Source organism: Kitasatospora sp. NPDC052868 (genome assembly GCF_044547105.1).
GTDB lineage: Bacteria > Actinomycetota > Actinomycetes > Streptomycetales > Streptomycetaceae > Kitasatospora.
The window spans coordinates 208,286-234,371 of record NZ_JBITZW010000009.1 but is presented as its reverse complement, the minus strand read 5'-3'; the positions used below and the strand labels follow the sequence as shown (position 1 = coordinate 234,371).

The window sequence follows — 26,086 nt, the reverse complement described above, 5'->3', positions numbered from 1 at the left end:
AGGGCTCAGGCCGCGCCGGGCACCCGCTCGCGCTGGCGGACCAGGCCCGGGACCGGCCGGGTCCCGCCGCCGCGGCGCTCGGGCAGCTCCAGGACGTCGGCGCCGGCCGCGTGCAGGAAGCCGGTCACGCAGTGTGCGGTGGTGGTGTCGAGCGAGAACACCCACAGTCCCGGGACCAGCACGGTGTCGATCCGGCCCCGGGCCGCCCAGGCGAGCAGCCGCTGCAGCTGGGGCCTGAAGGCGCGCGAGGAGACCCCGTTGTCCAGGAACACGTGCGCGACGGTGCGGTCGAGCGCGGCGGCGTGCTCCTCCAGGGCCCGCAGGTGCGGGCCCATCTGCCAGCTGTCGTAGGGGTAACAGCGCAGGTAGACGGCGACCGCGGGAGCGGGGCGTGGGTCGGGGGGCATGGCGCTCCTCGTTGAGCGTGGTGCGCGCGGCACCTGGGTTCATCCGCCTGGCGCCGCTCCCGGAGGCCGGGGGACCGACGGTGAGCCCGAGCGGGCTGTGCGGGTCCGGCGGGGGCTGCTGGGCCGGCGCTCGACCTGCCGTACGGCGCGGGCCGCCTGGAGGCGGCCCTTCGTACAGTGTCCCAGCTTGGCCTAGACCATCCGCGAATGTCCAGGCCTTCCACATGGTGGGCCGGCCGGAGCCGGGCGGGCCCCTCCCGCCGGGCCGCCGAGGGGGGCCGGGGGAGGGCGGGCCGGGGCGGGGGGCGATCATGGCTGTGGTTCTTGGCGGTTCACGGACACCCGGGTAAGAGGAGAGCGCTATGAAGTCGGTCGGTCGCACGATGACGGCTGCCGTGGCAGGGCTGCTGCTGGGCACCCTCACGGCCTGCGGGTCCAGCGGGTCCAGCGGGTCCGGCGGCCACGGCGCCGCGGCCGGCCAGGGCGCGTCGGCGGCCACCGCCGCCTCGGCGGCCGCGAGCGGCGCCGCCGCGGCCCCGACCGCCCCGGCCACCGGCCCGGGCGCCGCCACCGCGGCGGCCGGGGGCGCGGCAGGCGGGGCCGCCACCGGCGCCGCGGCGGGCGCGGCCACCGGCGCGCCCCCCGCGCCCGGCGCCGTGCCCCCGGGCGCCACCGCCGCGCCCGCCGGCTCCGCTCCGGCGGCCGGCCCGGCCCCCACCTGGAGCGACGCCCCGACGCCCCTGCTCGACTACAAGCTCGTCCTGCAGCTGATGCCCGACCAGTCCGCGATGCCCGGCTGGGAGCAGGAGAAGCGGCGGGTCGACCCCACCGACCACTCCTCGACCTGCCAGAACACCGAGTCCTGCAACGGCAGGCCGCTCAGCGGCGAGGCCCGGTTCACCTCCGGCGACGTCACCGCGCGCTTCCTCGTCGACACCCTGCCCGGCAAGGCGGCCGCCCAGGACAAGCTCAAGGAGGCGTACGCGGCGTTCGGCGACGCCCGCTACACCCCGGTGGAACTGCAGGTCGTCGGCACCGAGAGCCGCGCCTGGCAGGGCCGGCCCGGCGGCCGCGACGGCGTCGGCATCGTCATGCGCGCGGGCACCGTCGTCGCCAGCGTGACCACCGAGGACGGCCCGGTGGACGCCGCGATGACCCAGCGCCTCGCCGTCATGCTGGCCAAGCGCATCGAGCAGGCCCAGTCCGGCCGGACCCCGGACACCGTCCTCGCCAACTGACCGCACCGGCACCCCGGCACCCGGCCCACCGGGACAGCCGGGCAGCCGACGGCCCGGCAGTCCGGGAGGGGCTGCCGGGCGTGCGCGGGGGTCAGACCTGGATCGCCGCGGTCTCGGCCGTGGTGCTGCTGAACCCGTTGGTGGTGGTGATCCTCAGCCGGACCTGCTCCCCGGGGCGGAACCGGCTGTGGTCGATCTGGACCAGGGGGTCCTTCAGGCCCACGCCGATCGTCTGCCAGGTGTTGCCGTCGTCGGTGCTGACCTGGGCGGAGTAGGTGTAGGCGGAGTCCGGCGCGCCGGGGTCGAACTCCAGCGCCAGGCCGAACGACCCGTCGCCGGCGCCCGCGTGGCGGGCGGCGCGCAGCGCCGGGGGCGGGCCCGCGGCCCGGAAGGTGTCCACGACCTGCCCTGCGACGACCAGGTCGACGGCCTCCGTGTCGGGCCCGATCGGGACGACGGCGTCGACCAGGCCCCTGCGGTCGTCCCCCGGGGCCAGCTCGGAGGCCAGCTTGACCGCGACCGGGATCTCGCGCGGGGGTGCGCCGTTCGCCTGCCGGATGCGCAGGACGACCGGGGTCCCGCCGTCCGGGCCGTACGCGCCGTTCGCACCGTTGGCGGCGTTGGAGCCCTCCGCGTCGGGCGGTGCGGCCCGGGCGGCCAGCGGGGACACCGGGTTGACGAAGCGGATGCCGCCCTCGCGGCGGGTGAGGTTGACGGTGCCGACGACGCTGACGAGCTGCCCGGCCGACGGGTCCGCGCCGCCGGCCCCGTTCGCGGCGGACGCCGGCTGGGGGGCCACCCGCTGGACGGAGACCTGCGGGGTCCGCCGGTCGGGGGGCCCGCCGCCCGGGCCGGCCACCGCGTGGATCGCGACGGGCGTAGCGGCGACGGGGGTGGGGGCGGCCCGCGGGACGCCCGGGGGCGGCGGGGCGCCGTCGGTGGCCGTCTGCTCGGCGAGCAGGCGCCGGCGGATGCCCTCGTAGGTGTAGCTGCTCAGCCACTGGCGGGGGCAGTAGGTCATCACGTCGTGCCACTGCACTCCCGGCAGGGCCCGCATGGGCAGGTTCAGCGCGGTGTCGCCCACGTCGAATCCGACGAAGGTGTCCGCGGTGTCGGCGAGCTGCCCGTTGTCGAAGGGGTAGTTCTGCAGGTCGTCCTCGGTCTGCTGGCAGAACCCGGGGTGCTTGCGGCCGTAGGTGTGGCCCAGCTCGTGGGCCCCGTACCAGTCGCTGTAGACGCCGTCGAAGTCCCAGCCCCAGCTGTCGGCCCCGGCGGGCGCGGCCGCGACGGTGGAGGGGTCGGGCAGCGCGGGGATGCCCGCGGCGCAGCCCCGCAGGAAGAAGCCGCCGTCGGCCACCTGGGCGAGGTAGTGGGTGCGCCGGTCCCCGCCGGAGCTGACGTCCAGGGCGCGGATGGCGGCGAGCTGGGCGTTGGCGTCGTCGCACAGGAAGGGCGGGGCGGCGGCCGCGTCGATGACGGTGTGCGAGCTGATGACCTCGGCCACCGGGTAGGCGCGCTTGAGCCAGCTGACCAGGGCGGTGAAGTCCAGCTCCCGGGGGGTGAAGGTGACCGGGGGGATCCCCTGGCGGTAGCGCAGCCCGAGGATGCGCACGCGCAGCGGCGCGCCGGGGTGGAACCAGACGGTCGGGCCGTTCGGCGCCCCGCCGAGGGGGAGGGCGGCGCCGGTCAGCAGGTCGGTGACGGTCACCGTGCTCACACTGAGCGCCCCTTGGGCGGTCAGCGCGGCCGGCAGGAGGAAGTTGAGGCTCAGGGTCGCGTCGGCCCGCCGGGCGGCGAGGTCGCGCGGGTCGGCCGGGTCGAGGGCGACGGTGTTGACCGAGGAGAGGGTGACGGGGGGATCGGCGGGCGAGCGGAGCAGCGTGATCGCGCCGCGTACGCTGACGGCGGGGCCGTCGGAGCAGCGTACGTACAGGCGGACCACGGTGACCTTGCCGGCGATCAGGGTGACGCTGTGGTGGAGGTCCTGCACCGACTGGGTGACCTCGGTGGCATCCAGTAAGACCTGTGTCTGAGAGGCCATGACCGGCTCCCTAGGACAAGTGGTTCGTCCTTTCAGACTATGCCCGCCCATGCCCGCCGGACAGGCCCTGTCCCGGGTGGCGGCGCTCCCAGAAGGGGTGCTGCGGCCAGCGCCGTTCCTGCTGGTAGGCCTGGGCGTGGTTCCCGCGGTAGGCGGTCTCGATGCCGTCCAGGAACCCGCGGTAGTCGGCGAGGACGGCGGCCGTGCGGTCCGGGTCGGCCAGGCACGCGGCCACGGCCCGCCCGGCGCGGGCGCCGGTGTGCAGGGCGGTGAGGATGCCCTGCGAGGAGAGCGGGTCGAAGGCGAGGGCGGCGTCCCCCGCCGCGATCCAGCCCGGTCCGGCGGCGGGGGTCAGCCGCAGGCCGTGGGCGGCCGTCCAGCGCGGGGCGGGGGTCGCGGCGGGGTCGTAGCCGTCCAGGCGCCGGCGCAGGTGGCCGGTGCGGGTGATGCCGTGCCAGAAGCCCTCGGGGGTGCGCAGGCGGGGGTCCGCGAGGTCGGGGTCGGTCAGGTGGGCGACCAGGCGCCCGGCCGGGATCAGGGTGGTGTACCACCAGCCGTGCGGGGCCGCCTCGACGAGGGTGCGCGCCTCGCGGTCCGGCGGCCCCCCGGGGCGGCGGTCGGCGAACACGGCGTACGCGGCGACGAGGCGGTCCTGGCGCCGGCGCCGGCCGTGCCGGCGGCCGATGGTGCAGCGGCGGCCGGTGGCGTCGACGCTCCAGCGGCAGTGCAGCTCCCGCACCGCGCCGCCGCGCTCGCGTACCAGCAGGCGCTCGCCGAGCCGCTCCAGCACGGTGGCCCGCAGCGGTTCGGCGCCGGCCGCCCGCGCCGCGTCCCGCAGGAGGGCGTCGAAGCGGCGCCGGTCGAGGTGCCAGCCGTGGCCGTACGGGTCGAACAGGTGGCTGCGCTCGTGCAGCGCCGCCGAGCCCCAGGCGCTGGAGGTGCCGGTGGAGGCGGGGTGCGCGGCGGCGAGGAACCCGTCCAGCAGCCCGAGGTCGCGCAGCAGCGGGCGGGCGGCGGGCGGCAGGAACTCCCCGATCTTGACCGCCCCGGGGCCGCCCCCGGCCCGGTCGCCCTCGGCACCGTCGCCCCCGCCGCGGTCGCCCCGAGCATCGTCCTCCCCGGCGCCGTCGTCCCAGGCGCGGTCGTCGACGAGCAGGACACGGTGGCCCGCGCCCGCCAGGACCAGCGCCGCCACGGCGCCCGCCGGGCCCCCGCCCGCCACGGCGGCGTCCAGCGGCCGGGGCGGGCGCGTGCGGGCGCTCACCGGCGGTGCCGGAAGCGGACGACCTTGTCGATGTAGCCCGCCGACACCTCCTCGTCGGGCTGCTCCGCCATGCTCACCGCGGTGGCCATCGCGGCCTCGCCGAGGACGGGGTCGGCGCCCAGCGGCACGTGCAGGGTGACCAGGTTGCGTCCGGCCGGGGGCGCGGGCTCGGGCGGGAAGCCCACCTCGGACTCGACCAGCATCTCGGAGGGGAGGCGCGGGTCGTCGACGGCCCCGGGGCGGCGCTCGACGAGGCCGAGCCGGCCGAAGTCCTTCACCATCGCGTTGATGGTGTTGAGGTAGCCGGAGGGCAGCCACCGCAGCCAGGGCCGGCGCCTGCCGAACGCCGCCAGCCGCTCCTCGACGGGGCGGGAGGTGTCCACGGCGACGTCGTAGTCCTCCTGGGCGAGGACGTGGTTGGGCACCCGGGCCGGCCAGAAGGTGGGCAGGTACGGGTCGTACTTGGGGCCGAAGCCCGGCGAGCCGTAGCCGTAGCCGGACAGGCAGCTCGCGGTGTCGGTCTGCCAGGGCACGGCCATCCACCGGGTCAGGTCGCCCGGCCCCTGGGCGTAGAGCGGGCCGTCGAAGGAGAGCGCGATCTGCGCGGTGAGCTTCGGGCCGTAGGAGGGCGGGGGAGGGGCGAGCGGGTCGCGGTGGCGGATCCGGAAGGGCGTGCTGTACAGGGTGGTGTGGCGCATCGGCCAGGTGAGCTCGCAGCCGGGGTGGAAGGCGTCGGCGAGGCAGAACGACAGGGCCGCCCGGTCCAGGGCGCGGGGCCGCTGGGAGAGCGGGAGCTGGTCGAGGGCGGCGGGCGGCGGGGCCTGCGGGTCGTAGTCGGGGGTGAAGTCGCCGTCGGCCCAGCGGTCGAGCAGGCGGTACTGGAGCGGGGAGAGCGCCATGTGCTGGAGCGGGGACTCGGGCGGCAGGCTCATCGCGTCGCCGTAGATCGCCGGCCACGGGACGGGTGAGATGCCGTCGCGCTCGTGGTTGCGCATGGTGGCCCAGACCTGGCGGCGCAGCTCCTTGTGGACGGGGGCGGGGTCGGCCAGCGCGGCGAGCTGCTGCGGGTCGAGGAAGTAGGCGCGCCCGCCGTACCCGAACTGGGCGGCCAGGCCGCGGTTGACCCACTGCAGGTCGCACAGCCGGCGCAGGACGGGCAGCACGTCGCGGGTGAAGGAGACCTGCGGCGGGGCGGGGAGCAGGCCGGCGGTGACGAAGGCGTCGCGCACCAGGTCGTACATGGTGCGCACCGAGGTGAGTTCGGGCGCGTAGTTGGGCGGGGTGGTCACCACCCAGCCCGGGTCGACCGGGATCGCCCGCCCGTCGATGCGGACCTCGGCGGTGACCGGGCCGTCGCTGACGTCGTCGTGCCAGCCGTCGTTGTTGGCGAAGGTGTCGGCGGGGGTGTCGGTGGCGGAGGCGGAGACGCCCCGCCCGCCGAGGAAGAGCAGCCGGCCGCTGTCGTCGGTGCGCAGCTCGCCGAGGTAGACGGGCTTGTCCAGGAAGGTGCCGGTGTCGAAGCGGTGCTCGGCCCCGCCGGAGCGGTCCCGCCCGCGGACGGACCGGGGGCCGGGGTCGATGACCAGGCGGTGGCGCTGGGCGGCGGGGACTTTGGCGTTGCGCAGCAGGCTGTCGTCGGTGTGCTCGGACTCCGGGATGTCCAGGGCCAGTTGGAACTGGTACCAGGCGGCCTTGGAGTTGGCGACGTGCACGGTCCAGCGCAGGTCCGCGTTGTCGGCGGTGAGTTCGGCGACCGGTTCGCCGGCGGCGTTGTAGCCGTAGACGCGAAAGCGCACGGCCTGGCGCTTGAGGGCGCCGGTGGCGTCCTTGTAGCCGCCGGCGGGCAGGGCGGGCTGGTCCTCGGTCTCGGGGGCGAGGAAGAACCCGTCGGCGCTGTCGCCGACCCGGGCCACCCCGATCGCGGGGTGCACCGCGGCCCGCACGATCCGGGTGTCGCGCCCGGGCGGGGAGGTGAGCTGGGGGCGGGCCGGGCCGGGTTCGGTGGCGGGGATGCCGTTCACGTCGCGGCGCCGGCGGGCCGAGGCCTGGTAGACGCTCCGGCGGACCTCGGCGATGCTGCCCACCGGGCGGTGCTCGGCGAGGCCGTGCCACGGGTTGTAGGCGAGGTTCTCGCCGTAGGCGGCCTGGCCCCGGGCGTCGACGTCCTGCTGGTGGAGGGTCAGCCGGGCCACCCGCACGGGGGCGCTGTCGTCCTCCTCCCAGCGCACGGTGGCCTGGTCGAGCGGCATGCGCTGCGGGTCGGTCCGGAACTGGAGCATCAGGTCGAAGGCCGCCGTTCCCGCGGCGAGCCGGTGGCGCAGGTCGGCGCCCAGGTAGGCGGGGTCCTCGTCGGGCGGCACCGCGGACGGGTCGCCGCCCGTGCAGCCGGCCGGTACCAGCTTGTACTTGACGAAGCGCTCGGGCCCGAAGGCGTAGGGCAGGACGCCCCAGTAGACGGTCGTCAGGACGCTGTCCTCGGCCTTGGCCATCGCGTCCAGGATCTCCCGGGTGCGCGGGTGCGCGCGCAGGTACGACTCGTAGTCGCCGTCGACGACGCCGGCCCGGGTGAACTCGCACATGTCCTGGGCGGTGTCGACGAAGAAGACGTCGTGGTTCTGCAGCAGCAGGTCCTGGGTGGCCGCCTCCCGCTCGTCCTCCAGCAGCTTCGGGCCGGTCACCCCGAACAGCTTGACGCCCACGCCCAGGGTGGTGCGCAGGTCCGGCCGGGAGGGCACGGTGTCGCTGGAGAAGCGCACCCAGGCGGGCAGCCCCCCGCTCTGCTCGAAGGCGCTCCGCAGGAAGCCGACCCGCAGCTCGGCCGGGAGGTCGGGGGCGACGGTGAGCACGCCGCGGGCCACCCCGTGCGGCTTGAGGAACACCGGCCGCTGCACGGGCTCCTGCCCGCGGGCCATCCGCGCGCCCTGGGTCATGTCCACGAACATCTGCTGCAGCGCGCCCGCCGCGTCGTCGGCGCAGCCGGGCAGCCCCGCCGGCCCGGCGGGCCCGTCGGCGGGTTCAGGGGTCCCGATCATGTGTGCTCCCTAGGTGCGGCGCTCCGGTCACACGGCGGACACCGCCGCGCCCGCCCGCTCTGGCTCCAGCCTGCAAAGGCCGCCCCCGAAAAGCGCGCCCGGTACCGCCATGCAAGTCACCCGACAGGTCTTTTCGAGCGCACTCCGCACTCCATCCGGACGCCACCTCCGCCCTGCCGGGGCTGACGCATGGCCACCGACCGGACGCTGACACGGCGGTGCACCCGACGACGCCCGGGTCGGCTCTGGGGAGGGGTGGTCCGGCTGCGGCGGACGGTGAGGGCAGGAGGAAAACCCACTCCTTGCCACTCTGAATCTATAGCGCACCAGGGGGCTTGCGGCAAGGCCCCGGTGATGCCGCAGAATCCCTGACTAAGGCCGTAACCTGCAGAAACGGGAGATCCACCAAGTGCGTGTGCTGTTGTCGGTCCACAGGTCGTGCGGTGCCACCGAGCCGGTGGCGGGGTCCGCGGCGCGGTTGCGCACCCCCGTCGCCGGGGGGCGGGCGGGCGCGCGGCCGGACCTCGCGGGCGCGACCCAGGATCGGAGCCGCTGACATGAGCCCCCTGACCACCAGTGCGTTCGACCTCCCCGACCGTCTTTCCCCCAAGGCCGACCCGGTGCTGATCGCCGAGGACGAGCGGCACTTCGCGGCGATCACGGAGAGCCTCGAGCAGGCGATCGCCGAGCTGTCCGACCGCCTCGACGCCGAGCGCCGGGCGCCCGGCGGCATCGGGCGGGAGGCGATGGACCGGGACATCGAGATCCACCGGCTGACCGCCCGCCTGCGCACCCTGCGCCGCTTCGGCCTGGACCTGTGCCTGGGGCGCATCGTCGCCGCGGACAGCCCCGAGCCCGTGTACATCGGGCGGCTCGGCCTCACCGACAGCGAGGGCCGCCGGCTGCTGCTCGACTGGCGCGCCCCCGCCGCCGAGCCGTTCTTCGCGGCCACCCACGCCAACCCGGCGGGCCTGGCCAGCCGCCGCAGGTACCGCTGGACCCGCGGCCGGATCGGCGACTACTGGGACGAGGTGTTCACCGCCGACGCGCTCGAAGGGCACGCCGCGCTCGACGACCAGTCCGCCTTCATCGCCAGCCTGGGCGGCAACCGCTCGGCCCGGATGCGCGACGTCCTCGCCACCATCCAGTCCGACCAGGACGCCGTCATCCGGGCCGGGTCCCGCGGCGCCCTGGTCGTCGACGGCGGCCCGGGCACGGGCAAGACCGTCGTCGCCCTGCACCGCTCCGCCTACCTCCTCTACTCCGACCCCCGCCTGGGCCACCGGCGCGGCGGCGTGCTGTTCGTCGGCCCGCACCAGCCCTACCTGGCCTACGTCGCCGACGTCCTGCCCAGCCTCGGGGAGGAGGGCGTGCAGACCTGCACCCTGCGCGACCTCGTCGCCGAGGGCGCCGCGGCAGGGGTCGAGGCCGACCCGCAGGTGGCGCTCCTGAAGGCGTCCGCCGACCTGGTGAGGGCGATCGAGCCGGCCGTCGGCATCTACGAGGAGCCGCCCACCGAGGGGATGACGGTCGAGACCCACTGGTCCGACATCTGGCTGGGCCCCGACGACTGGGCCGCCGCGTTCGAGGCGCCGGAGCCGGGCACCCCGCACAACGAGGCGCGCGAGCAGATCCGCGAGGAGCTGCTGACGATCCTGATGGACAAGCACCCCGGCGACGCCCCGCCCGAGCAGCTGCGCAGGTCGCTCCTGCAGAACCGGGAGCTGAACCGGGCCCTCAACCGCGCGTGGCCGATGCTGGAGGCGACCGACCTGGTCGGGGACCTGTGGACGGTACCCGCCTACCTGCGCAAGTGCGCCCCCGGCCTCGCCGTCGAGGACGTGCGCAGGCTGCAGCGCAAGGACGCCCAGGCCTGGACGGTGTCCGACCTGCCGCTGCTGGACGCGGCCCGCCAGCGGCTCGGCGACGCGCAGGCGTCGCTGCGCAAGCGCCGCCACGAGGCCTCCGTCGCCGCCGAACGCGCGCAGATGTCCAACGTCATCGACCGCCTGATCGAGGCCGACGACGACGGCGAGGGCGCGCTGACGATGCTGCGCGGACAGGACCTGCGCGACACCCTGGTCGACGGCGGCGCACCGCCCGCCGCCGACCCGGAGCCCCTGGCCGGACCGTTCGCGCACATCGTGGTCGACGAGGCCCAGGAACTGACCGACGCCGAGTGGCAGATGCTGCTGCTGCGCTGCCCGTCCCGCAGCTTCACCATCGTCGGGGACCGCGCCCAGGCCAGGCACGGGTTCACCGAGTCGTGGCGGGAGCGGCTGGAGCGGGTCGGGTTCGACCGGATCGACGTGGCCTCCCTGAGCATCAACTACCGGACGCCGGAGGAGGTCATGGCGCACGCCGAGCCGGCCATCCGGGCCGCGCTCCCGGACGCCAACGTGCCGACCTCCGTGCGCAGCAGCGGCATCCCCGTCGTCCACGGGTCCGTCGCGGACCTGGACGCGGTCCTCGACGGCTGGCTCGCCGAGAACGACGAGGGGATCGCCTGCGTGATCGGCGACCCGGGGTTCCGGGCGACGGCCCGCGTGCGGTCGCTGACCCCGGAGCTGTCGAAGGGTCTGGAGTTCGACCTGGTCGTCCTCGTCGACCCGCAGGCGTTCGGCACGGGGGTCGAGGGGGCGGTCGACCGCTACGTCGCGATGACCCGGGCGACCCGTCAACTCGTCGTCCTCACCAGCCCCTGACACCGGCCGGCCCCTGACACCGACCCGCCGCGCCCGCCGCGCCCGCCGACCCGCCCCCGGCCCGTCCGGCGGGCGCGGCGGGTCGGCGGGCGCCTACCGGTCGGCGGGCGGCTGCGGGCGCAGGCCGTCCATCAGCACCGTGAGGTAGTCCGCCGAGAGGCCGGGCCCGTGCGCCCGCGACCTGGCGATCGCGTACGTGCACTCGCCGATCAGGATGGTGGCGACGGCCGGGTCGAGGTCGGCGCGGATCACGCCGGCCTCGCGCGCCCGGACGACCAGGTCCAGGAGGGCCTGTTCCAGCGCGGCCTCCTGCGCCTGCGTGGCCGGCAGGTTCAGCGCCTCGATCTGGGCGTTCATGGTGTGGTGCGCGGCCTGGAACACCAGCATCTCGCCGAGGAAGGTCCGCAGCGCCTCCTCGGGGGGCAGCCCGCCGAGCAGCTCCCGCGCCCGCCGGACGAGCGGCTCCAGCAGGTCGGAGGCGGCCGCGTCGATGAGCGCCTCCTTGCCGCCGAAGGTGCGGACCACGGTGGCCGCACTGACCTCCGCCTGCCGGGCGATGGCCTCGACGGTGACGACGGCACGGGGGTCGGCCAGCAGCGCCCTGGTCGCCTCCAGCGTCCGCAGGCGGTTGCGGGCCGCGTCCGCGCGCAGCTGCGGATGGGGTGTTGACATCGTGATCGGCCTCTCTCTACGGTCTAACTGAAATGAGTATTTCACTTAAGCCCGGGGGACGCCATGCCGACGAACGACCGGATCCTGATCTCGGGGGCGGGCATCGCCGGCCTGACCCTGGCGCACTGGCTGGCACGGTCCGGCTTCCGGCCCACCCTGGTCGAGCGCGCACCCGGGCTGCGCGCCGGCGGCAACGGCGTCGACCTGCGCGGCCAGGCGATCGAGGTGGCCGAGCGGGTGGGCATCATGGACCGGGTCCGGGCGGCGGCGACGGACGTCGTCGGGATCAGGTTCGTGGACGCCGCCGACCGTGACGTGGCGCGGATCGACACCCGGGTGGACGACGGGGTGGAGGTCATGCGCGGGGACCTGGTCGCGCTTCTCCACGAGGCGGCGGGAAGCGGCGTCGAGTACCTCTTCGGCGACTCCGTCACCTCCCTGCGGCAGGACGACGGCGGCGTCGACGTCACCTTCGAGCACGGCCCCGCCCGCCGGTTCGCCCTGGTGGTCGGCGCCGACGGCATGCACTCCACCGTCCGGCGGCTGGCGTTCGGCCCCGAATCGCGGTTCCTGCGGTACAAGGGCCACTACTTCGCCTTCGCCGATGCCGACGCGGCCCTGGGGGAGGACCGCTGGGTGACGATGTACAACCTGCCGGGCAGGATGGCCGGGATCTACCGATCGGGCAACCACGCCCAGGCCAAGGCGTACTTCATCTTCCGCAGCGAGGAGCCGATCGCCTACGACCACCGCGACGTCGAGCGGCAGAAGCGCCTGGTCGGCGCCGCCTTCGCCGCCGACGCGTCCTGGCGCACCGGCGACCTGCTGGCCGGGGCGCTCGCCGATCCGGAGTTCTACTTCGACGCGCTCAGCCAGGTGCGGATGGACTCGTGGTCGACGGGCCGGGTGGCACTCGTGGGCGACGCCGCCCACTGCGCCTCGCCGGCGTCCGGTGCGGGCGCGGAACTCGCCCTGGTCGGCGCCTACCGGCTGGCCGGCGAGCTCGCGGCGGCCGGCGGCGACCACGGGAGCGCGTTCCGGCGCTACCGGCAGGGCCACCGCGCGCGGGTGGAGGAGAAGCAGCGGATCGGCGCCAACATCCGCCTGATGGTGCCCGGGACCAGCTCCGCCCGATGGGTGCGCGACACCCTGGTCCGGCTGCCGCTGATGCGGGTCATGGCGGCGGCGGAGCGCCGCCTCGCCCCCGGCGGCTCCCGCCGGCCCCTGCCCGACTACCCGGCCCCCCGCGCCCGGGCCCGCTGACCCCACGGGGCACCGGCACCTGGGCCCGGAGCCGCCGGCCGCCCCGGCGGCGTCGGCGTCAGCGCGGGCGCCGCGGCTCCATCCGGAAGTCGAAGGCGGAGGTCCCCGGGTCGAGCGCGGTGACCCCGCCGTCGACGGTGAGGACCGCGCCGTTCACATAGCTCGCCGCCGGCGACAGCAGCCAGCCGATCGCCTCGGCCACCTCCGCGGGCTCCCCGGGCCGGCCCGCCGGGCTCAGCGCGGTCGCCTCCCGGTACGCCTGCTCGGCGCCGCCGGCCAGGCCCTCCTCCGCGGCGAAGCGCGCCATCCGGCGGTCGGCCATCTCCGTGCGCACCCAGCTCGGGCAGACGGTGTTGGCCCGCAGCCCGAGGTGGCCGTAGTCCACGGCCAGCGAGCGGCAGAGCTGGAGCAGCGCGGCCTTCGAGGTGGCGTAGGCCGCGCTGGAGCCCCCGTTGCGCAGGGCGGCCACGGAGGAGACCGCGACGACGGCCCCCCGCGCGCGCAGCAGGTGCGGCAGCGCGGCCCGCAGCAGCAGGAAGGGGCCGGTGAGGTTCGTGCGCATCACCAGCTCCCAGTCCTCCAGGGTGACGTCGCCCACCGAACCGCCCCGGCCGACACCGGCGTTGAGCACCACCCCGTCGAGCCGCCCGAACGCCGACACGGCCGCCTCCACGAGCGCCTGGACGTCCTCCGGGTCGGTGGCGTCCGACACGTGGGCGAGGGCGCCGCACTCCTCGGCGATGCGCTCCAGCGGCTCGGGGCGCCGCCCGGAGACCACCACCTGGCAGCCCTCGGCGCGCAGCAGCCGGGCGGTGGCCGCACCGATACCGGTACCGCCGCCGGTGACGAGGACAACGCGCTGGTCGGACATGGGTGGGCGCCTCCGCCGGGGAATCGGTGCTCTGCGTACCATCCGATCCTACGACGCGTCAGGGCGACGGCCCTCCGCGCCTGTTCGCCCGCCCCGGCCCCGGCCCCGCCCCCGCCCCGCCCCGGCCCCGGCCCCGCCCCGGCCCCGGCCCGGGCTCACAGGGTGGCGAGGGCGTAGCGGACGACCTCCTCCACCCCCATGGCGGCGCCGCTCCTGAGCGCGTGCGCGTGGTCCGCTTCGCCCACCTGCCCGCGCAGGCGCTCGTGGAGCGCCCGCAGCAGCGGGAGCTCCACGGGCGCGGGGTGGCGCCCGGTCCGCTCGCGCAGCGCCTGCGCCCCGGCCAGCACCACCACGGCCCGCTCCGGCCGCCCGGCCCCGGCCTCCTGGCGCGCCGCCGTGGTCAGCGCGTCCACCACGGGCATCCACAGCCCCGCCTCCAGGCAGCCGCGCAGGGACGCCGCCAGCCACCGGGCGGCCGTGCGCGGATCGCCGGCCGCGTGCAGGTTCCGGGCGTGCTGGGCCCGGTGGCACACGGCGGCGAACAGGTCGCCGGCCACGGCGGTGTCCCGCAGCGCGGCCCCCGACAGGGCCGCGGCACGCGCCGGATCCCCGCCGTAGTAGGCCGTCTCGGCCCGCGCCCAGCGGACTGCGGCCAGCGGAGTGCGGGCCCCGCAGGCCGCCAGGACCTCCTCGGCGCGGGCGAGTTCGGCACCGGCTGCGGCCGTGTCGCCCAGCGCGCAGTGGGTGATCGCCACCGCGGTGCGCAGCTGCGCGACGGCCTGCCGCGTGCCGTGCCGCAGCACGGGCGCCAGCACGCCCGCCGCGATCGCGGCGCCCTCCGCCGCACGGCCCTGCAGGCAGCGCACGACCGAGAGTTGGGCCAGCGCCTCCAGCCACAGCGGGACGTCGCCGCAGCCCTCGGCGAGCCGGGCGGCCTCGGCCAGCATGCTCGCCGAATGGTTCAGGTCGATGCTGAAGGAGATCATGCCCGCCGCGTACAGCACCTGCCGGCGCGCCTCGGGCGGTGCGGGCGGATCCAGCCGCTCCAGGGCCCGCCGCACCCAGTACAGCCCCTCGCGCGGCAGGTCGGCCCACAGCCAGGCCATGGCGCCGACGAGGTCCGCCCCCAGCGCCGGATCGCCCGGTGCGCGGGCGCCGGAGCCCAGCGCCCACTCCAGGGCGGCCCGCAGGTTCGGCAACTCCCGCCGCAGCTCCGTGCGCAGCCCGACATCGCTGCCGTCGCCCGCGCCCTGCCCGACCCGGACGCACAGCTCGCAGTAGTGGGCGGCGTGCCGGCGCAGCGCCTGCGCCCGCGCACCCCCGTCCGCCGCCCGGTGCTCGGCCGTCCGCTCCGCGGCCAGCTGCTCCGCCGCGAACTCCCGTACGGCCCCCAGCAGCCGGTAGCGCACCGCGTCACCGTCGTGCTCCGCCACGACCAGCGAGCGCTCGACGAGGTCGCGCAGCACCGCGCCCACCCCCGGCCCGCCGCCGCTGTCGCCGCCACAGGCCACCGCCAGCGCGGCCTGCTCGGTGAACCCGCCGGCGAACACCGACAGCCGGGCGAAGACGTACTGCTCCTCCTCGGTCAGCAGCCGGTGGCTCCACCCGATCGCGGAGCGCAGCGAGTTGTGCCGGGCCGGCCGGGCCCGCCGCCGGGCCAGCACCTGCAACTGCCGGTCCAGCCGGGCGGCGACCGTGGCCGAGGGCAGCGTCCGCAGCTGCGCCGCGGCGAGCTCCAGAGCCAGCGGCAGCCCCTCGGTGGCCCGGCAGATCCGGGCCGCCGACGGCGCCGTGCGCGCCGTCACGGCGAACGACGGCACCTGGGCGACGGCCCGGTCGACCAGCATCCGGCCCGCCGCCGACCGCAGGACCTCCTCGGGCGAGTCGCGCGCCGGTACCTCCAGCGGACCGACCGTGCGCACGCTCTCGCCGGGGATCGCCAGCGGCTCCCTGCTGGTGGCCAGGATGCGCAGGCCGCGGCAGCGCGACAGCAGGGCGTCGGCCAGGTCGGCGCACGCCTCCAGCACGTGCTCGCAGTTGTCGAGCACCAGCAGGGCGTCGTGGGCGGCCAGCCCCGCGGACAGGGCGTCGAGGATCGGACGGCCCGGCCCGGCGGGCAGTCCCAGCGCGGCGGCGACGGCGGCGGGCACGAGCTCGGGTTCGTCCACGGCGTCCAGCTCCACCGGCCGGGCGCCGCCGCCGATCCCGCACCCGTGCCCGCCGCCGCACCCGCCCCCGCTCGCCCGCGCGCTCCCGCCCCCGTCCCCGCTGCCCCCGTCCCCGCCGCTCCCGCACCCGCTCTCGTCGCCGGCCCGCTGCGCGACGGCCAGCGCCAGGCTGGTCTTGCCGACCCCGGGCGGGCCCACCAGGGTCACCAGCCGCCGGGTGGCGAGCAGCGCCGCCAGTTCGGCCACCTCCGCGTCCCGCCCGAACAGCGGAGCCCGCACAGGCGCGGACCGGACGACGGCGGACCGCACCGGCGCCGGGCCCGGAGCAGGGTCCGGCGCCGGTCCGGGCGCGCGGACGGCGGCCGCGGCAGGCGGCAGGCCCGGGTCCTCCGTCAGGATCAGCCGGTGCAGCTCCTGCAGCGCGGCCCCCGGCTCCACGCCCAGCTCGGCGGACAGCACCCGCCGGGCGTCCTGGAACGCGGACAGCGCCTCGGCGGCCCGCCCGGCCCGGTACAGGGCGAGCATCAGCAGCCGGTACGCAGACTCCCGCAGCGGGTGGGCGCGCACCACGGCCCGCACCTCGGCGACCAGGTCCGGCCGTGGACCGAGGGCCAGTTCGAGGTCCAGGCACTCCTCCAGGACCTCCACCCGCCCCTCCGCCAGCCGTGCGGCCTCCGCCTGGAGCGGCTCCGAGGCCAACCCGTCGAACGCGGGCCCGCGCCACAGGGCGAGGGCCGCCCGCAGTCGCTGGACCGCCTCGGCCGGGCGCCGCCCGGCCGCCGCCGCCCGCCCGTCGAGGACCAGCCGCTCGAAGCGGCCCAGATCGGTGTCCACGGCGTCCGCGGACAGCCGGTAGCCGGCCTCCCGGGTCTCGATCGCCGCCGCCCGCCCGGGGCCGCCCGCACCGAGGGCGCGCCGCAGCGCCGACACCATGGCCTGCACCTGGGCGCGGGCGGTGGCCGGCGGCTCGGGTCCCCACGCGGCGGCGGTCAGCTGCTCCACCGACACCGACCGCCCGAGCTGCACGGCGAGCACCGCGAGCAGGATCCGGGCGCGACCGCCCGGCAGGGCCACAGGGCGGTCGCCGACCGCCGCCTCCAGCGGCCCGAGCACCCTCAACTCCACACCAGGCCCCCGCCCTTGGCCGCCGCGTCCGCCCACCGGACCGTCCGTATGCCACCCTGACAGACGGCCGCGGCCCCACCAAGAGGGCGGGGCGTGTACAGGCCATAGCGGAACCGGGGCGGATCCGTGGCGCCCGGCGGCACAGTCCTCCACAGGACCGAAAGCGCCGCCCGGACCACGGGCGGGCCGACCGATGGGAATCCGCCATGCGATCGAAGTTCCTTGCTGCAACGCTGAGTTCACTGGCCCTGCTGGGAGCGGGGATGGCCGTCCCGGCGCAGGCCTCCGCCGCGCCCGTCCCGCTGATGAGCGGGACAAGGAGCTGCGACAACGAGGTCGGATCGAACGACTCCAGCTGCAAGATGTACTTCAACGCCTCCAAGTGGTACCAGGGCGACTGGGTGGCCGTGCACGTCAGCAGGGACGGCTACGCCTGGGCCAACGGCTACTCCGACAAGACCAACAAGAGCTACCAGGTGCGGGTCCGGGCCGCGAACGGCGAGCAGCTGTACTCGGAGTGGAAGGTGGGCGGCACCGGCGTGGGCGTCTCCGCCGGCCCGGTGAACAAGTGGTCGGGCTACCCCGCCGCCACGCTCTTCTTCTACGGGGGCGGCTCCCTGTCCATCACGGCCGACCGCCTCTGACCCGCCCCGCATCCGCGGCGCCGCGCCCGGCGCCGCACACGTGACACCGGCCGGCCCGAACAGCAACGGGGGACCGGGCCGGCCGGACCCGGGGCGCCGCGCCCGACGGGCCGTCAGGACCGCCCGCCAGAGCGGCCTCTTGGGCTGGATGACCGCATTCCTCACCCGGTCGGGGCATCCGTTCACCCGTCCGCGCCGGGCGGATTGCGGACGGCAGGAGTTTGTGTGCAAACGTCTCTTCGGCGGCTCCCCTGCGGGAGCTCCATGCCCGGCCCGCCCGGGGTGCTTCGCCCTGCGGGCCGGTGGAAGACCAGAGACGACCGGAAGGACATTGAAATGTCGGTGCGTGGAACGCTCCCCAAGCTTGTCGTGATCGCCACCCTGGCCGCCGCCGCCGCGGTCGCCGCCCCGACCGCCGCCCTGGCGTACGGCGGCCAGCACCAGCCGCAGCTGCCCTCCTCCCTGAGCAAGCTGGAGGCCGGGAACGCCGCGGTCGGCCTCGTCGGCCCGCGGATCAACTGGCTGGTCGCGTCCGAGGAGACCCACGGCTGATCGGCCCGGCCGACCCGCGGCCGACGGCCGCACCAGGGGTTCGACGGCCGGCGGCCCCGGGGCGACACCACCCCGGGCCCGCCGGCCGTCCGCCGCGGGGCACCCGCTCCCGGCCCAGGCCCGGCCGCGCGGGCTCGAAAATAGGAGGCGCCGCACCGCATGGCGGCCCTATCCTCCCCATCATGATCGACTGGAGCGGGATCGAAGCCGCCGACTGCGCCATACCCGCCGACCGACCCCTGGAGGAGCTCGTACAAGGCCTCTCCCGGGCCCTGGCGGACCCCGACCCGCTGATCCGGGACGGAGCGGCCTACGAGGTCCTGTCGACCTGGATCGAGCGCGGGGTGATCGACGCCCCCCGGCGACTGGCGCTGGGCGACGAGATGGCCGCCCGCTTCCTCGACCGGGAGATCCAGGCCCGCACGTTCGCCCCCCTCGTCCTCGACATGCTGGTGGGCGCGGGGGACTTCAGCGCCCCCTGGGTGACGGCCTTCGAGCAGTGGTACCCGCAGGAGCAGGACCTGCGCGGCCACGACGGGGAACTCGGCTGGCTCCACGCGGTCGCCCACGGCGCCGACCTGCTGGGCCGGTTCGGCTGCCACCCCGAGGTCGCTCCGACACGCATGCTCGACCTCGCCGCCGCCCGGCTGACGGCCCCCACCGACCACGTCTTCGACCAGCTGGAGGACGACCGCCTGGCACGGGCGGTCGCCCGCATCCTCACCCGGCCCGACCTGGAGCGGCACGACGCGACGGCCTGGCTGGACCAGGTCGCCGCCCGCTTCGGCGCCCCCGTCATCGGCGTCCCCGTCCCCGCCGACCGCAGCAACTGCCTGCGCACGCTGCGCATGCTCTACGTCCTCGCCGACCGGGGCGTGCGCTGGGACGGCGCCTCGCCGCCGCAGCCCCTGCCGCACGGCGAGGCGGTCAAGGCCCGCCTCGCCGAGGTCCTCGACCTGATCGTCAAGCGCTGACGGCGGCGCACCCCCCGGCCCCGCCGCCCGCCCGCTGCACCCCGCTCCCGGGGCGCCGGGGGGCGGGGCGGCGCCCGCCCCGCCCCCCGGACGCGCTCACCCGGCCCGCTCAGGAGCGGTGCGCGGCGTTCCAGTGCGCGGTCGGGTCGTCGAAGGCCTCCTGGTAGCCGGGGTTGGCGATCGGGCGCCCGGCGAGGACCTGCTCCGGGATGTCGAAGGCGTCGACCAGCGCTGCCGCGTGGCCGGCGAGCCGGGCGATGCCCTGCTCCGCCAGGTCGGCGAGCGCGTCGATCCGGTCGGCCGCCAGGTACCCACCGGCGTGGAGCACGGCGGCGTGCGCCTGGATGCGCCGCACGGTGAAGAGCTGGTGCAGGTCGAGGAGCACGGCGCGGGCCGTCGGGTCGGCGGCGTGCCCGGCCATGGCGAGCAGGGCGGCCGCGGCGCGGTGCTCGGCGTGGGCGGTGACGGCGGCCAGGGCGGCGGGGGCGGCGGCGTTCCACCGGCGCAGGCCGTCGCCGGGCGGCGCCTGGCGCAGGCGGGTGCGGGCGCGGGCCAGCAGCAGGTGCTCGGCGGCCTGGAGGAGCTGCTGGCGTACGGCCGGGTCGGTCGGCTCGCCCTCGGGGGCGGCGGCCGGCGGGGTGTCGTGGCCGAGCAGCAGTTCGGCGCCGGCCTTGGCCCAGAGGGCGAGGTTGTCGCCCTCGGCGGTGATCGTCCCCTCGATGTCCATGGTGAGGGAGACGATCCCGTTGACGGGCAGCAGCCCCTGGGCGCCGCAGCGCTCGCGGCACTCGATCAGCAGCGCACGGGCCTGCCAGGTGATCCAGCCCTTGGCGAGGGCGACCCGGCGTTCGGCGAGGGCCCTGGCGGCCGGGTCGGTGCGCTCGTGCCCGGCCCACAGGGCGGTCGTGGCGCGGTGCAGCGCCGTCATGGCGTAGGCGGTGGCGAGCCCTTCCAGCAGCGGGCCGTGGTGGGTGCGGTGCGCCCACAGGGGCACCCTGCGGTCCGGGCGGGCGCCGGTGACGTGGCGGTGGTGCGCGTAGCGGACGGCGGTGGCCAGGGCGACCCGGGCGCCGCCGATGGCGCTGGCGCTCATGCAGAGCTTGCCGAGGGCGACCCGGCCGATGCTGGTGAGGAACCGTTTCCGCTTGCTGCCCAGTGCGCTGGTGAAGGTGCCGTCGTCGCCGAGCCGGCCGTGCTCGCCGGTCAGCAGTGCCTCGTGGGGCAGCAGGACCTGGTCGAAGGAGGTCAGGCAGTGGTCCACCGGGCTGCCGGGACGCAGCGGGAGCGGGCGGACGGTGACCCCGGGCAGGGTGCCGTCCTGGTCGGTGAGCGGGGTGAGGAAGAGGAAGATCCCGTGGTCGCGGCCCTCGGCCAGGAGCCTGGCGGCGACCACGGCGGACTTGGGGCCGCCGGCCGGACCGGTGTTCGGCATGAACTTCTGCGCGCCGGCGTGCGGGGTGTGCAGGGTGAACGTGCGGTCGGCCGGGTCGTAGACCGCGGTCGTCTCCAGGGCGGCGGCATCGTTGCCGTGGCCCAGTTCGGTGCACAGGAAGGTGCCGACCCGCTCCATGGCGAGGTACTCGTCCAACGGCCGCTTGTCGTGGGGGTCGTGGTCGAGCAGGCTGCCGAGGAAGAGGTTGTAGTGGATGCCGGCCAGGACCGTGAGCCCGCCGTCCAGCAGGGCGGTCCACTCGTGAAGGGCGGTCAGCAGGTAGGGGTCGCAGGCCAGTCGGGCGGGGTCGGCCGCCTGGTTCACCCGGCGCAGCCGCCGGTAGGACGCGGTGAGCTGGTCGGCGGGGTTCGTCTCGGGCTGCCGGTGCATCCACGGGTCGGTGGTTAACTCCCGCCACGGCCCGTGGACCCGTTCGCGGTCCGCCCCGAAGAGGAGGCCGCTCAACTCGGCGGTGGCCGGGTCGGCCGGCGTGTCGGGTGCGCCGGTACCGACCGCGCGCATGCCAGGAATGGGGATCATGCTCTGACTAATTGCGCACGGTGCCCGGATGACACGCCTCTGTGATCAAACTCACCGCCCGCAGGCCCGACCGGGGCCCGGTCCCGGGCCCCCCGAAGGGCACGGCTCGGCCGGACAGGGCCTAAGCGCCGCGGACCGCCGGCCGCGGGAGGTCCCGTACCCGTGTCGACGGGCCGTCAGACGGAGCGGGTTCACCGCGGCGCACCCGCCGGCCCGCGATCCGGCGCCGCAGCCGGCCCGGGACTGACAGACTGGTGATCATGACCGCCGACCAGCGCCCCTCGTGGCGCCCCTTCTCCGAAGCCGCCGCCGACCTGCCCGCCCAGCAGGAGCGCCCCCGCCTGCTGCCCGTGGAGCGGTCCCCCTTCCTGGAGCCCGCCGGCCCGGCCGACCCGCAGCAGTGGCAGGACGCCTGGCCGGACCCGTTCGGCGGCGAGCTGCCCGAGGCGGCGGCCCGGCGCTGACCGGGTCCGGCGGCGGGCGCGGCCGGTGGCGGGCGATCCCGCCGCCCGCCGGCTTCGACCACCGACGTCGACCCGCCGGCAGCCGCGGACCCCTTCCCCGCGGCGGCCTGTCACATCCCCGCTCCGGGATCCGTCAGTGGGGTGTAGGCACGAGAGACCGCTGAAGGGGAGCCCGCCATGAACACCACCGCCGCCGAGACCGAGGCCACCGAGACCGAGGCCACCGAGACCGAGCCCGTCACCGAGACCGCCGCCGCCGGGACAGCCGCCGAGGCCGAGGCCACCGAGGCCGCCGCGGGGCTGACCTCGCGGATGTCGGACCCGTCCGAGCTGGTCCCGGAGCTGAAGGAGCTGGGCGGCTGGCTCTACCGGGCCACCGGCAACCACTCCGTCGCCCGCACCACGATAGGCCTGGTCCAGCTGCGCGCCGGGCAGATCGTCGGCTCCACCTACCTGACCGCGATGCACACCGGACTGCTGCGCAAGGCCGGCGAGAGCGACCAGCGCATCGACGCCGTGGCGACCTGGCCCACCGCCCCGTACTTCACCGACGCCGAGCGCGCCGCCCTCGCCCTCGTCGAGGCCGTCCTCACCCCCAACCCCCACGGCGAGCGCGTCCCCGACGCCCTCTACGCCGAGGCCGCCCGCCACTACGACCCCAGGGCGCTGGCCACCCTCACCATCGCCATCGGCCAGGTCAACTTCTTCGTGCCGCTCGCCCTCATCGGCAAGCCCGTCCCCGGCGTGGCCCCCGCCCGGCAGTGGACCTGACGCACCCCCGGCCGACGGCGCCCCGCACCGCCCGCCGGCCCGGGCGTGCCCGGGAACATCCCTGGAACATGGGATGTCGCCGCACCGATCGCCGCTGAGAGGATCCGGCGTACGGCGCCGGACGCCGGTCAGGTGCCGGGCGCCGCAAGCCGCCGCGGGGGCCCGGACATCGGGGGAGTGCGCACGCGCCGTACCGCGGGTGCGCACTGCCGCCGGGCCACCCGCCCGCCTCGAAGGAGAGTGCACACCCATGAGAATCCGCCGAATGATCACCGCAGCGGCCGCCGTGGCCGTGCTGGCCCCCGTGCTGGTCATGACCGCCGGGGCCCAGGCGAACGCCGCGGCGCCGACCTCCAAGCCGACGGTCGTCGACCTGCCGCTCGACATCACCGTCGACCAGCCGGTCGGGGTGCTGCAGCTGTCGAAGTACGACCAGTGCGTGGCGGCGTACAACGTCAACTACTGGGCCGGGGGCGCCGCCTTCGCGCGCGGCCAGTGGTACGCCTGCATGGCCTGAGCCCGAACGCTCCGTCTCCCGCCCCGGGCTGCGACCGATGCCGCCCGGGGCCGGTGCGTGCGGCGGGCCGCCGGGTGGCGCCGGGCCGGTGTTCAACGGCCGTGGTCCTCAACGCCCGCCGTCCTCAACGCCCCTGGCCGCGGGTGGCCGGGCGGGTGGTGCGGGCTGCGCCCGGGCACGACGGGCACCGTCAGCAGGGGGCCTTCGGACATGACATGGTGTCCCGTGAAGCCGTCTACCGGCACCACCCACCCAGGAGGTCCTGCATGAGCAGCGACGTAGCGCCATCCAACACCCCCGAGACGCCCGACGAATCCGAGACGGCCGAGGCCGCCCAGGCTCCGGCGCCCGGCTCCCAGGACGACGTGAAGGCCCGCTTCCTCGCCGCGCTGGAGCGCAAGCACGGCGCCAAGACCGGCGGCAGGAGCGGCGGTCCGGACGGGGACTCGAAGATCCACGGCGCCCACAGCGCAGCGGGCGGCAAGCGCAACTTCCGCCGCAAGAGCGGTGGCTGAGCACTCCGGCTGACGCCGGGGCCGCCGGGCCGGCTCCCGGCCGAGCGGCCTGAGCACCCGGCCGGTCCGCGAGCGGCCCCCGCTCCCCGGCCGGGTCCGCCCGCGGGATTCGGCCGGGTGTGCGGCCGGGCCCGGGGAGCGGGGCCCACGCCCAGGCAGGACCGCAAGTCCGGCGCCGCCACCGGGTACCGCGGGTTCGACGACCGCGGCCCCCGCCCGATCGTCGACAGCGGCCGGCCGGACGTCGCCGAGGCCGCGCCCGGCCGGCTCCGGGAGAGGAGCCTCGCCTGAGCGCGCCCGCCCCCGCGGCCCGGGGCCCGGGCTGGAAACGGCTTTGGGGCCCACGGCGGTGCGCCGGGGTCCCGGGAACTGTCAGAGGAAGTTGTTGGGCCAGATCATGGTGCGCCACATATGGGCCACGGGTGAGCCGTCGAACCCCAGCCCTTCACGGGGCTGGCGGAAGCACCGGCCGAGCGTGTCCTCGAACTCGCTGATCTCGATTTCCTCAGCCGGGTCGAAGTCGAACGTGTAGAGGTCGTTGAGGGTGACCAGTCTGGCCGTCATGTACCACCGGTGGGCGCGGATCTCTTGGTAGGCGCGGAGCACGTGCGCCGGCGGGCGGTAGTCGGGGCCGAAGAAGGCGTTGTAGGCCTGCGGGTAGTCGTAGCCCACCGTGGCGTCGGGGAAGAAGCGCAGGATCTCGTGCTGGCGGATCGCCCAGGCGACCTCTTCGCTGACGTAGGGGGCGACCAACTGGGCGCCCCAGTGGCCGTGGTGGCTGCGCAGGAGCCCGCCGACGGCGATGTCGTGGAGCAGGCACGCGGTGACAACCGTGTCGCCCAGGTCAAGGGCACGGGCCCGGCGTGCGCTGTGGATCAGGTGCAGGCCGGTGAAACGGTCCTGGGAGAGGCGCAGGCGGAAGAAGTCGGCGAGGGTCGGTTGGTCGGGCATCGGCGGCAGGGCCGGGTTGTCGCCCATCATGTAGACGCGGCCCGTGCCGAGCCTGGCGAGCCACTGGGCGCCGTCGAGGTGCTGGCTGGTGCCCATCGTCGCGACGGCGGGCAGTGCGGTCATCCGCTCCAGCCCCTCCTGCCCCGACTCTCCAGGGCCGGGGTTCTCGGAGGGTGCCGGCGCAGTCTCCTGGCGTTTGGTACGGCCGTCGGGCGTCTGGTGGTACGACTCTTTGACTAAGGTCATGATCCACTCAACGAAACCCCTGCCGGCAGGTCACCCGCACGGCGACAGCCGGCGCGCGGGCGCGATGAGGCGGCCAGTGATGCGCCCGAGGGGCCGCCGGCCTTCGACCGCAACGCCTACAAGCAGCGCAACACGGTCGAACGGCCGGCAGCCGCCTGAAGAACCGGCGCAGCCTGGCCACCCGCTACGAGAGGACCGCCACCGTCTACCAGGCCGGACTCCACATCGCAGGCATCCTCGTCCGGTCCGCCCGCTGGTCCGGAAGAAAGACCCTAGTTGACGGCGTCGGGGTGCGGGCCGGTGCGCAGGTCGCGGTCGAGCGCGGCGATGGCGGTCATCTCCTCGTCCGAGAGCGTGAAGTCGAAGACGTCGATGTTCTCGCGGATCCGGGCCGGCGTCGCGGACTTGGGGATCACGACGTTGCCGAGCTGCAGGTGCCAGCGGATGACGACCTGGGCGGGCGACTTGCCGTGCCGGGCGGCCGCGGCGACGATCGCCTCGTCGCCGAGCACCGCGCCCTTGGCCAGCGGGCTCCAGGCCTCGGTGACGGTGCCCTGCTCGGCGTGCAGGGCGCGCAGCTCGGCCTGCTGCAGGCCGGGGTGCAGCTCGATCTGGTTGACGGCCGGGACGAGGGAGCCGTGCTCGGCCAGGCGGCGCAGGTGCGCGGGCAGGAAGTTGGAGACGCCCGCGGCGCGGATGCGCCCCTCGGCGGCCAGCTTCTCCAGGGCGCGCCAGGTGTCGAGGTAGAGGTCCAGGGCGGGGGCGGGCCAGTGGACGAGGTACAGGTCGGCGTAGTCCGTGCCGAGCTTGGCGAGGCTGGCGTCGAAGGCCCTGAGGGTGGCGTCGTAGCCCTGGTCGGCGTTCCACACCTTCGTGGTGATGAACAGGTCCTCGCGGGCCAGCCCGGAGGCGGCGACGGCGCGGCCCACACCGGCCTCGTTGCCGTAGACCGCGGCGGTGTCGATGGAGCGGTAGCCGGCTTCCAGGGCGGAGCCCACCGCGGCGGCGGTCTCGTCGTCGGGGATCCGGAAGACGCCGAAGCCGAGCTGGGGGATCTCGACGCCGTTGTTGAGCTTGACGGTGGGGGCGGATGCCATGGGAGACGTTCCTTGTCGTGAGGATGTGTACAGGTGGGGGAGCGGACGGTCGGTCAGGGCCGCGCCGCGCCCGTCATGCCGGGGCGCCGGCCGCCCTGACGGTCGCGACCAGGGGCCGCAGCCGGGGGTCGAGGTCCGCCGCCTCCAGCGCCTCGCGCAGCGCGGCCTCGTTGGTGGGGCGGGCCTCCTCCAGCAGCTTCAGGCCGTCCGCGGAGACGTTGGTGTAGATGCCCCGGCGGTCGGTGGGGCACAGGTAGCGCGCCAGGAGCCCGCGGTCCTCGAGGCGGGTGACCAGACGGGTGGTGGCGCTGTGGCTGAGCACGACGGCGTCGGCGACCTGCTTCATCTGCAGGTGGCCGCCCTCGCCGTCGTGCTGGCGGCTGAGGACGTCGAGCAGCGAGTACTCGCGCACGCTCAGGTCGTGCCCGGCCTGCAGGGCCCGCTCGACACGGGTCTCGATCCTGTCGTGCAGCAGCGAGAGCGCGCACCAGCCCTGGGCGAGGGCGGTGAGGGCGGGGTCCGTAGCGGTCATGGGGTGGTTCCTCCGTCCCGGGCGACTACGACTCCAGGATAGCTCACATGTGCAATTAACCGCGA

Annotated in this window: 21 protein-coding genes; 10 read left to right on the top strand and 11 right to left on the bottom strand. The window is 75.9% G+C overall.

The window, feature by feature from the left end:
- Positions 1 to 5: 5 nt before the first annotated feature.
- Entirely contained in the window at positions 6 to 407 is a 402-nt protein-coding gene (locus ACIGZJ_RS18070; protein ID WP_396458117.1) for a recombinase family protein, read from the bottom strand.
- 362 nt (positions 408 to 769) lie between these two features.
- Here ACIGZJ_RS18070 and ACIGZJ_RS18065 point away from each other — a divergent pair, with 362 nt between their 5' ends.
- On the top strand, positions 770 to 1,645 hold the full coding sequence (locus tag ACIGZJ_RS18065; RefSeq protein WP_396458116.1) for a hypothetical protein: 876 nt from the start codon (positions 770 to 772) through the stop codon (positions 1,643 to 1,645).
- Between the two features lie 91 nt (positions 1,646 to 1,736).
- On the opposite strand, the gene ACIGZJ_RS18060 is transcribed toward ACIGZJ_RS18065, so the two are convergent.
- From ACIGZJ_RS18060 to ACIGZJ_RS18050, 3 genes are read right to left on the bottom strand one after another with little or no spacing between them, the layout of a single operon-like run.
- Positions 1,737 to 3,686, bottom strand: coding sequence for a hypothetical protein (locus ACIGZJ_RS18060; protein ID WP_396458115.1), 1,950 nt, complete (start codon positions 3,684 to 3,686; stop codon positions 1,737 to 1,739).
- Between the two features lie 37 nt (positions 3,687 to 3,723).
- The gene (locus tag ACIGZJ_RS18055) at positions 3,724 to 4,950 is read right to left on the bottom strand and encodes an NAD(P)/FAD-dependent oxidoreductase (RefSeq protein WP_396458114.1); all 1,227 of its coding nucleotides are present in this window, start codon (positions 4,948 to 4,950) and stop codon (positions 3,724 to 3,726) included.
- Positions 4,947 to 7,982, bottom strand: a complete 3,036-nt coding sequence (locus ACIGZJ_RS18050; protein ID WP_396458113.1) for a LodA/GoxA family CTQ-dependent oxidase — start codon at positions 7,980 to 7,982, stop codon at positions 4,947 to 4,949. The genes ACIGZJ_RS18055 and ACIGZJ_RS18050 overlap by 4 nt, the downstream gene beginning before the upstream one ends.
- Before the next feature lie 557 nt (positions 7,983 to 8,539).
- Between ACIGZJ_RS18050 and helR the strand changes: the two genes are divergently transcribed.
- On the top strand, positions 8,540 to 10,687 hold the full coding sequence (helR, locus tag ACIGZJ_RS18045; protein WP_396458112.1) for an RNA polymerase recycling motor ATPase HelR: 2,148 nt from the start codon (positions 8,540 to 8,542) through the stop codon (positions 10,685 to 10,687).
- Positions 10,688 to 10,780: 93 nt separating this feature from the next.
- On the opposite strand, the gene ACIGZJ_RS18040 is transcribed toward helR, so the two are convergent.
- Positions 10,781 to 11,359 (bottom strand): TetR/AcrR family transcriptional regulator, encoded by a 579-nt coding sequence (locus tag ACIGZJ_RS18040; protein ID WP_396458111.1) that lies wholly within the window; start codon positions 11,357 to 11,359, stop codon positions 10,781 to 10,783.
- Between the two features lie 63 nt (positions 11,360 to 11,422).
- Here ACIGZJ_RS18040 and ACIGZJ_RS18035 point away from each other — a divergent pair, with 63 nt between their 5' ends.
- Positions 11,423 to 12,622 (top strand): FAD-dependent monooxygenase, encoded by a 1,200-nt coding sequence (locus tag ACIGZJ_RS18035; RefSeq protein WP_396458110.1) that lies wholly within the window; start codon positions 11,423 to 11,425, stop codon positions 12,620 to 12,622.
- A 58-nt stretch (positions 12,623 to 12,680) separates the two neighbouring features.
- Here ACIGZJ_RS18035 and ACIGZJ_RS18030 read toward each other — a convergent pair whose 3' ends face one another.
- Together ACIGZJ_RS18030 and ACIGZJ_RS18025 are read right to left on the bottom strand one after the other, a co-directional pair.
- Entirely contained in the window at positions 12,681 to 13,493 is an 813-nt protein-coding gene (locus ACIGZJ_RS18030) for an SDR family NAD(P)-dependent oxidoreductase (RefSeq protein ID WP_396458109.1), read from the bottom strand.
- 155 nt (positions 13,494 to 13,648) lie between these two features.
- Entirely contained in the window at positions 13,649 to 16,774 is a 3,126-nt protein-coding gene (locus ACIGZJ_RS18025; protein WP_396458108.1) for an AfsR/SARP family transcriptional regulator, read from the bottom strand.
- A 218-nt stretch (positions 16,775 to 16,992) separates the two neighbouring features.
- Here ACIGZJ_RS18025 and ACIGZJ_RS18020 point away from each other — a divergent pair, with 218 nt between their 5' ends.
- The 3 genes from ACIGZJ_RS18020 (at position 16,993) to ACIGZJ_RS18010 (ending at position 18,956) form a co-directional block, all read left to right on the top strand.
- Positions 16,993 to 17,430, top strand: coding sequence for a hypothetical protein (locus tag ACIGZJ_RS18020; RefSeq protein WP_396458107.1), 438 nt, complete (start codon positions 16,993 to 16,995; stop codon positions 17,428 to 17,430).
- Between the two features lie 336 nt (positions 17,431 to 17,766).
- The gene (locus tag ACIGZJ_RS18015; protein WP_387943830.1) at positions 17,767 to 17,982 is read left to right on the top strand and encodes a hypothetical protein; all 216 of its coding nucleotides are present in this window, start codon (positions 17,767 to 17,769) and stop codon (positions 17,980 to 17,982) included.
- Between the two features lie 182 nt (positions 17,983 to 18,164).
- Entirely contained in the window at positions 18,165 to 18,956 is a 792-nt protein-coding gene (locus ACIGZJ_RS18010; RefSeq protein WP_392935243.1) for a DUF2785 domain-containing protein, read from the top strand.
- 109 nt (positions 18,957 to 19,065) lie between these two features.
- Here the strand turns inward: ACIGZJ_RS18010 and ACIGZJ_RS18005 are convergent, their stop codons facing one another.
- On the bottom strand, positions 19,066 to 20,928 hold the full coding sequence (locus tag ACIGZJ_RS18005) for an acyl-CoA dehydrogenase (protein WP_396458106.1): 1,863 nt from the start codon (positions 20,926 to 20,928) through the stop codon (positions 19,066 to 19,068).
- Between the two features lie 260 nt (positions 20,929 to 21,188).
- On the opposite strand from ACIGZJ_RS18005, the gene ACIGZJ_RS18000 reads away from it, so the two are divergent.
- From ACIGZJ_RS18000 to ACIGZJ_RS17985, 4 genes are all read left to right on the top strand, one after another.
- Positions 21,189 to 21,392 carry a hypothetical protein gene (locus tag ACIGZJ_RS18000; RefSeq protein WP_396458105.1) on the top strand — a complete coding sequence of 68 codons (204 nt, stop codon included), beginning with the start codon at positions 21,189 to 21,191 and terminating at the stop codon, positions 21,390 to 21,392.
- A 312-nt stretch (positions 21,393 to 21,704) separates the two neighbouring features.
- Complete coding sequence (locus tag ACIGZJ_RS17995) at positions 21,705 to 22,163, top strand: carboxymuconolactone decarboxylase family protein (RefSeq protein ID WP_396458183.1); 459 nt, start codon at positions 21,705 to 21,707, stop codon at positions 22,161 to 22,163.
- Between the two features lie 265 nt (positions 22,164 to 22,428).
- Positions 22,429 to 22,680, top strand: a complete 252-nt coding sequence (locus ACIGZJ_RS17990; RefSeq protein ID WP_396458104.1) for a hypothetical protein — start codon at positions 22,429 to 22,431, stop codon at positions 22,678 to 22,680.
- A 266-nt stretch (positions 22,681 to 22,946) separates the two neighbouring features.
- A complete protein-coding gene (locus ACIGZJ_RS17985) occupies positions 22,947 to 23,195 on the top strand; it encodes a DUF5302 domain-containing protein (protein ID WP_396458103.1) in 249 nt (82 codons plus the stop codon).
- Positions 23,196 to 23,567: 372 nt separating this feature from the next.
- Here ACIGZJ_RS17985 and ACIGZJ_RS17980 read toward each other — a convergent pair whose 3' ends face one another.
- The 3 genes from ACIGZJ_RS17980 to ACIGZJ_RS17970 all read right to left on the bottom strand — a co-directional run bounded on the left by ACIGZJ_RS17980 (position 23,568) and on the right by ACIGZJ_RS17970 (position 26,021).
- On the bottom strand, positions 23,568 to 24,392 hold the full coding sequence (locus tag ACIGZJ_RS17980; protein WP_396458102.1) for a hypothetical protein: 825 nt from the start codon (positions 24,390 to 24,392) through the stop codon (positions 23,568 to 23,570).
- Between the two features lie 272 nt (positions 24,393 to 24,664).
- The gene (locus ACIGZJ_RS17975; protein WP_396458101.1) at positions 24,665 to 25,489 is read right to left on the bottom strand and encodes an aldo/keto reductase; all 825 of its coding nucleotides are present in this window, start codon (positions 25,487 to 25,489) and stop codon (positions 24,665 to 24,667) included.
- 73 nt (positions 25,490 to 25,562) lie between these two features.
- Positions 25,563 to 26,021 carry a MarR family winged helix-turn-helix transcriptional regulator gene (locus ACIGZJ_RS17970; RefSeq protein ID WP_396458100.1) on the bottom strand — a complete coding sequence of 153 codons (459 nt, stop codon included), beginning with the start codon at positions 26,019 to 26,021 and terminating at the stop codon, positions 25,563 to 25,565.
- Positions 26,022 to 26,086 lie beyond the last annotated feature (65 nt).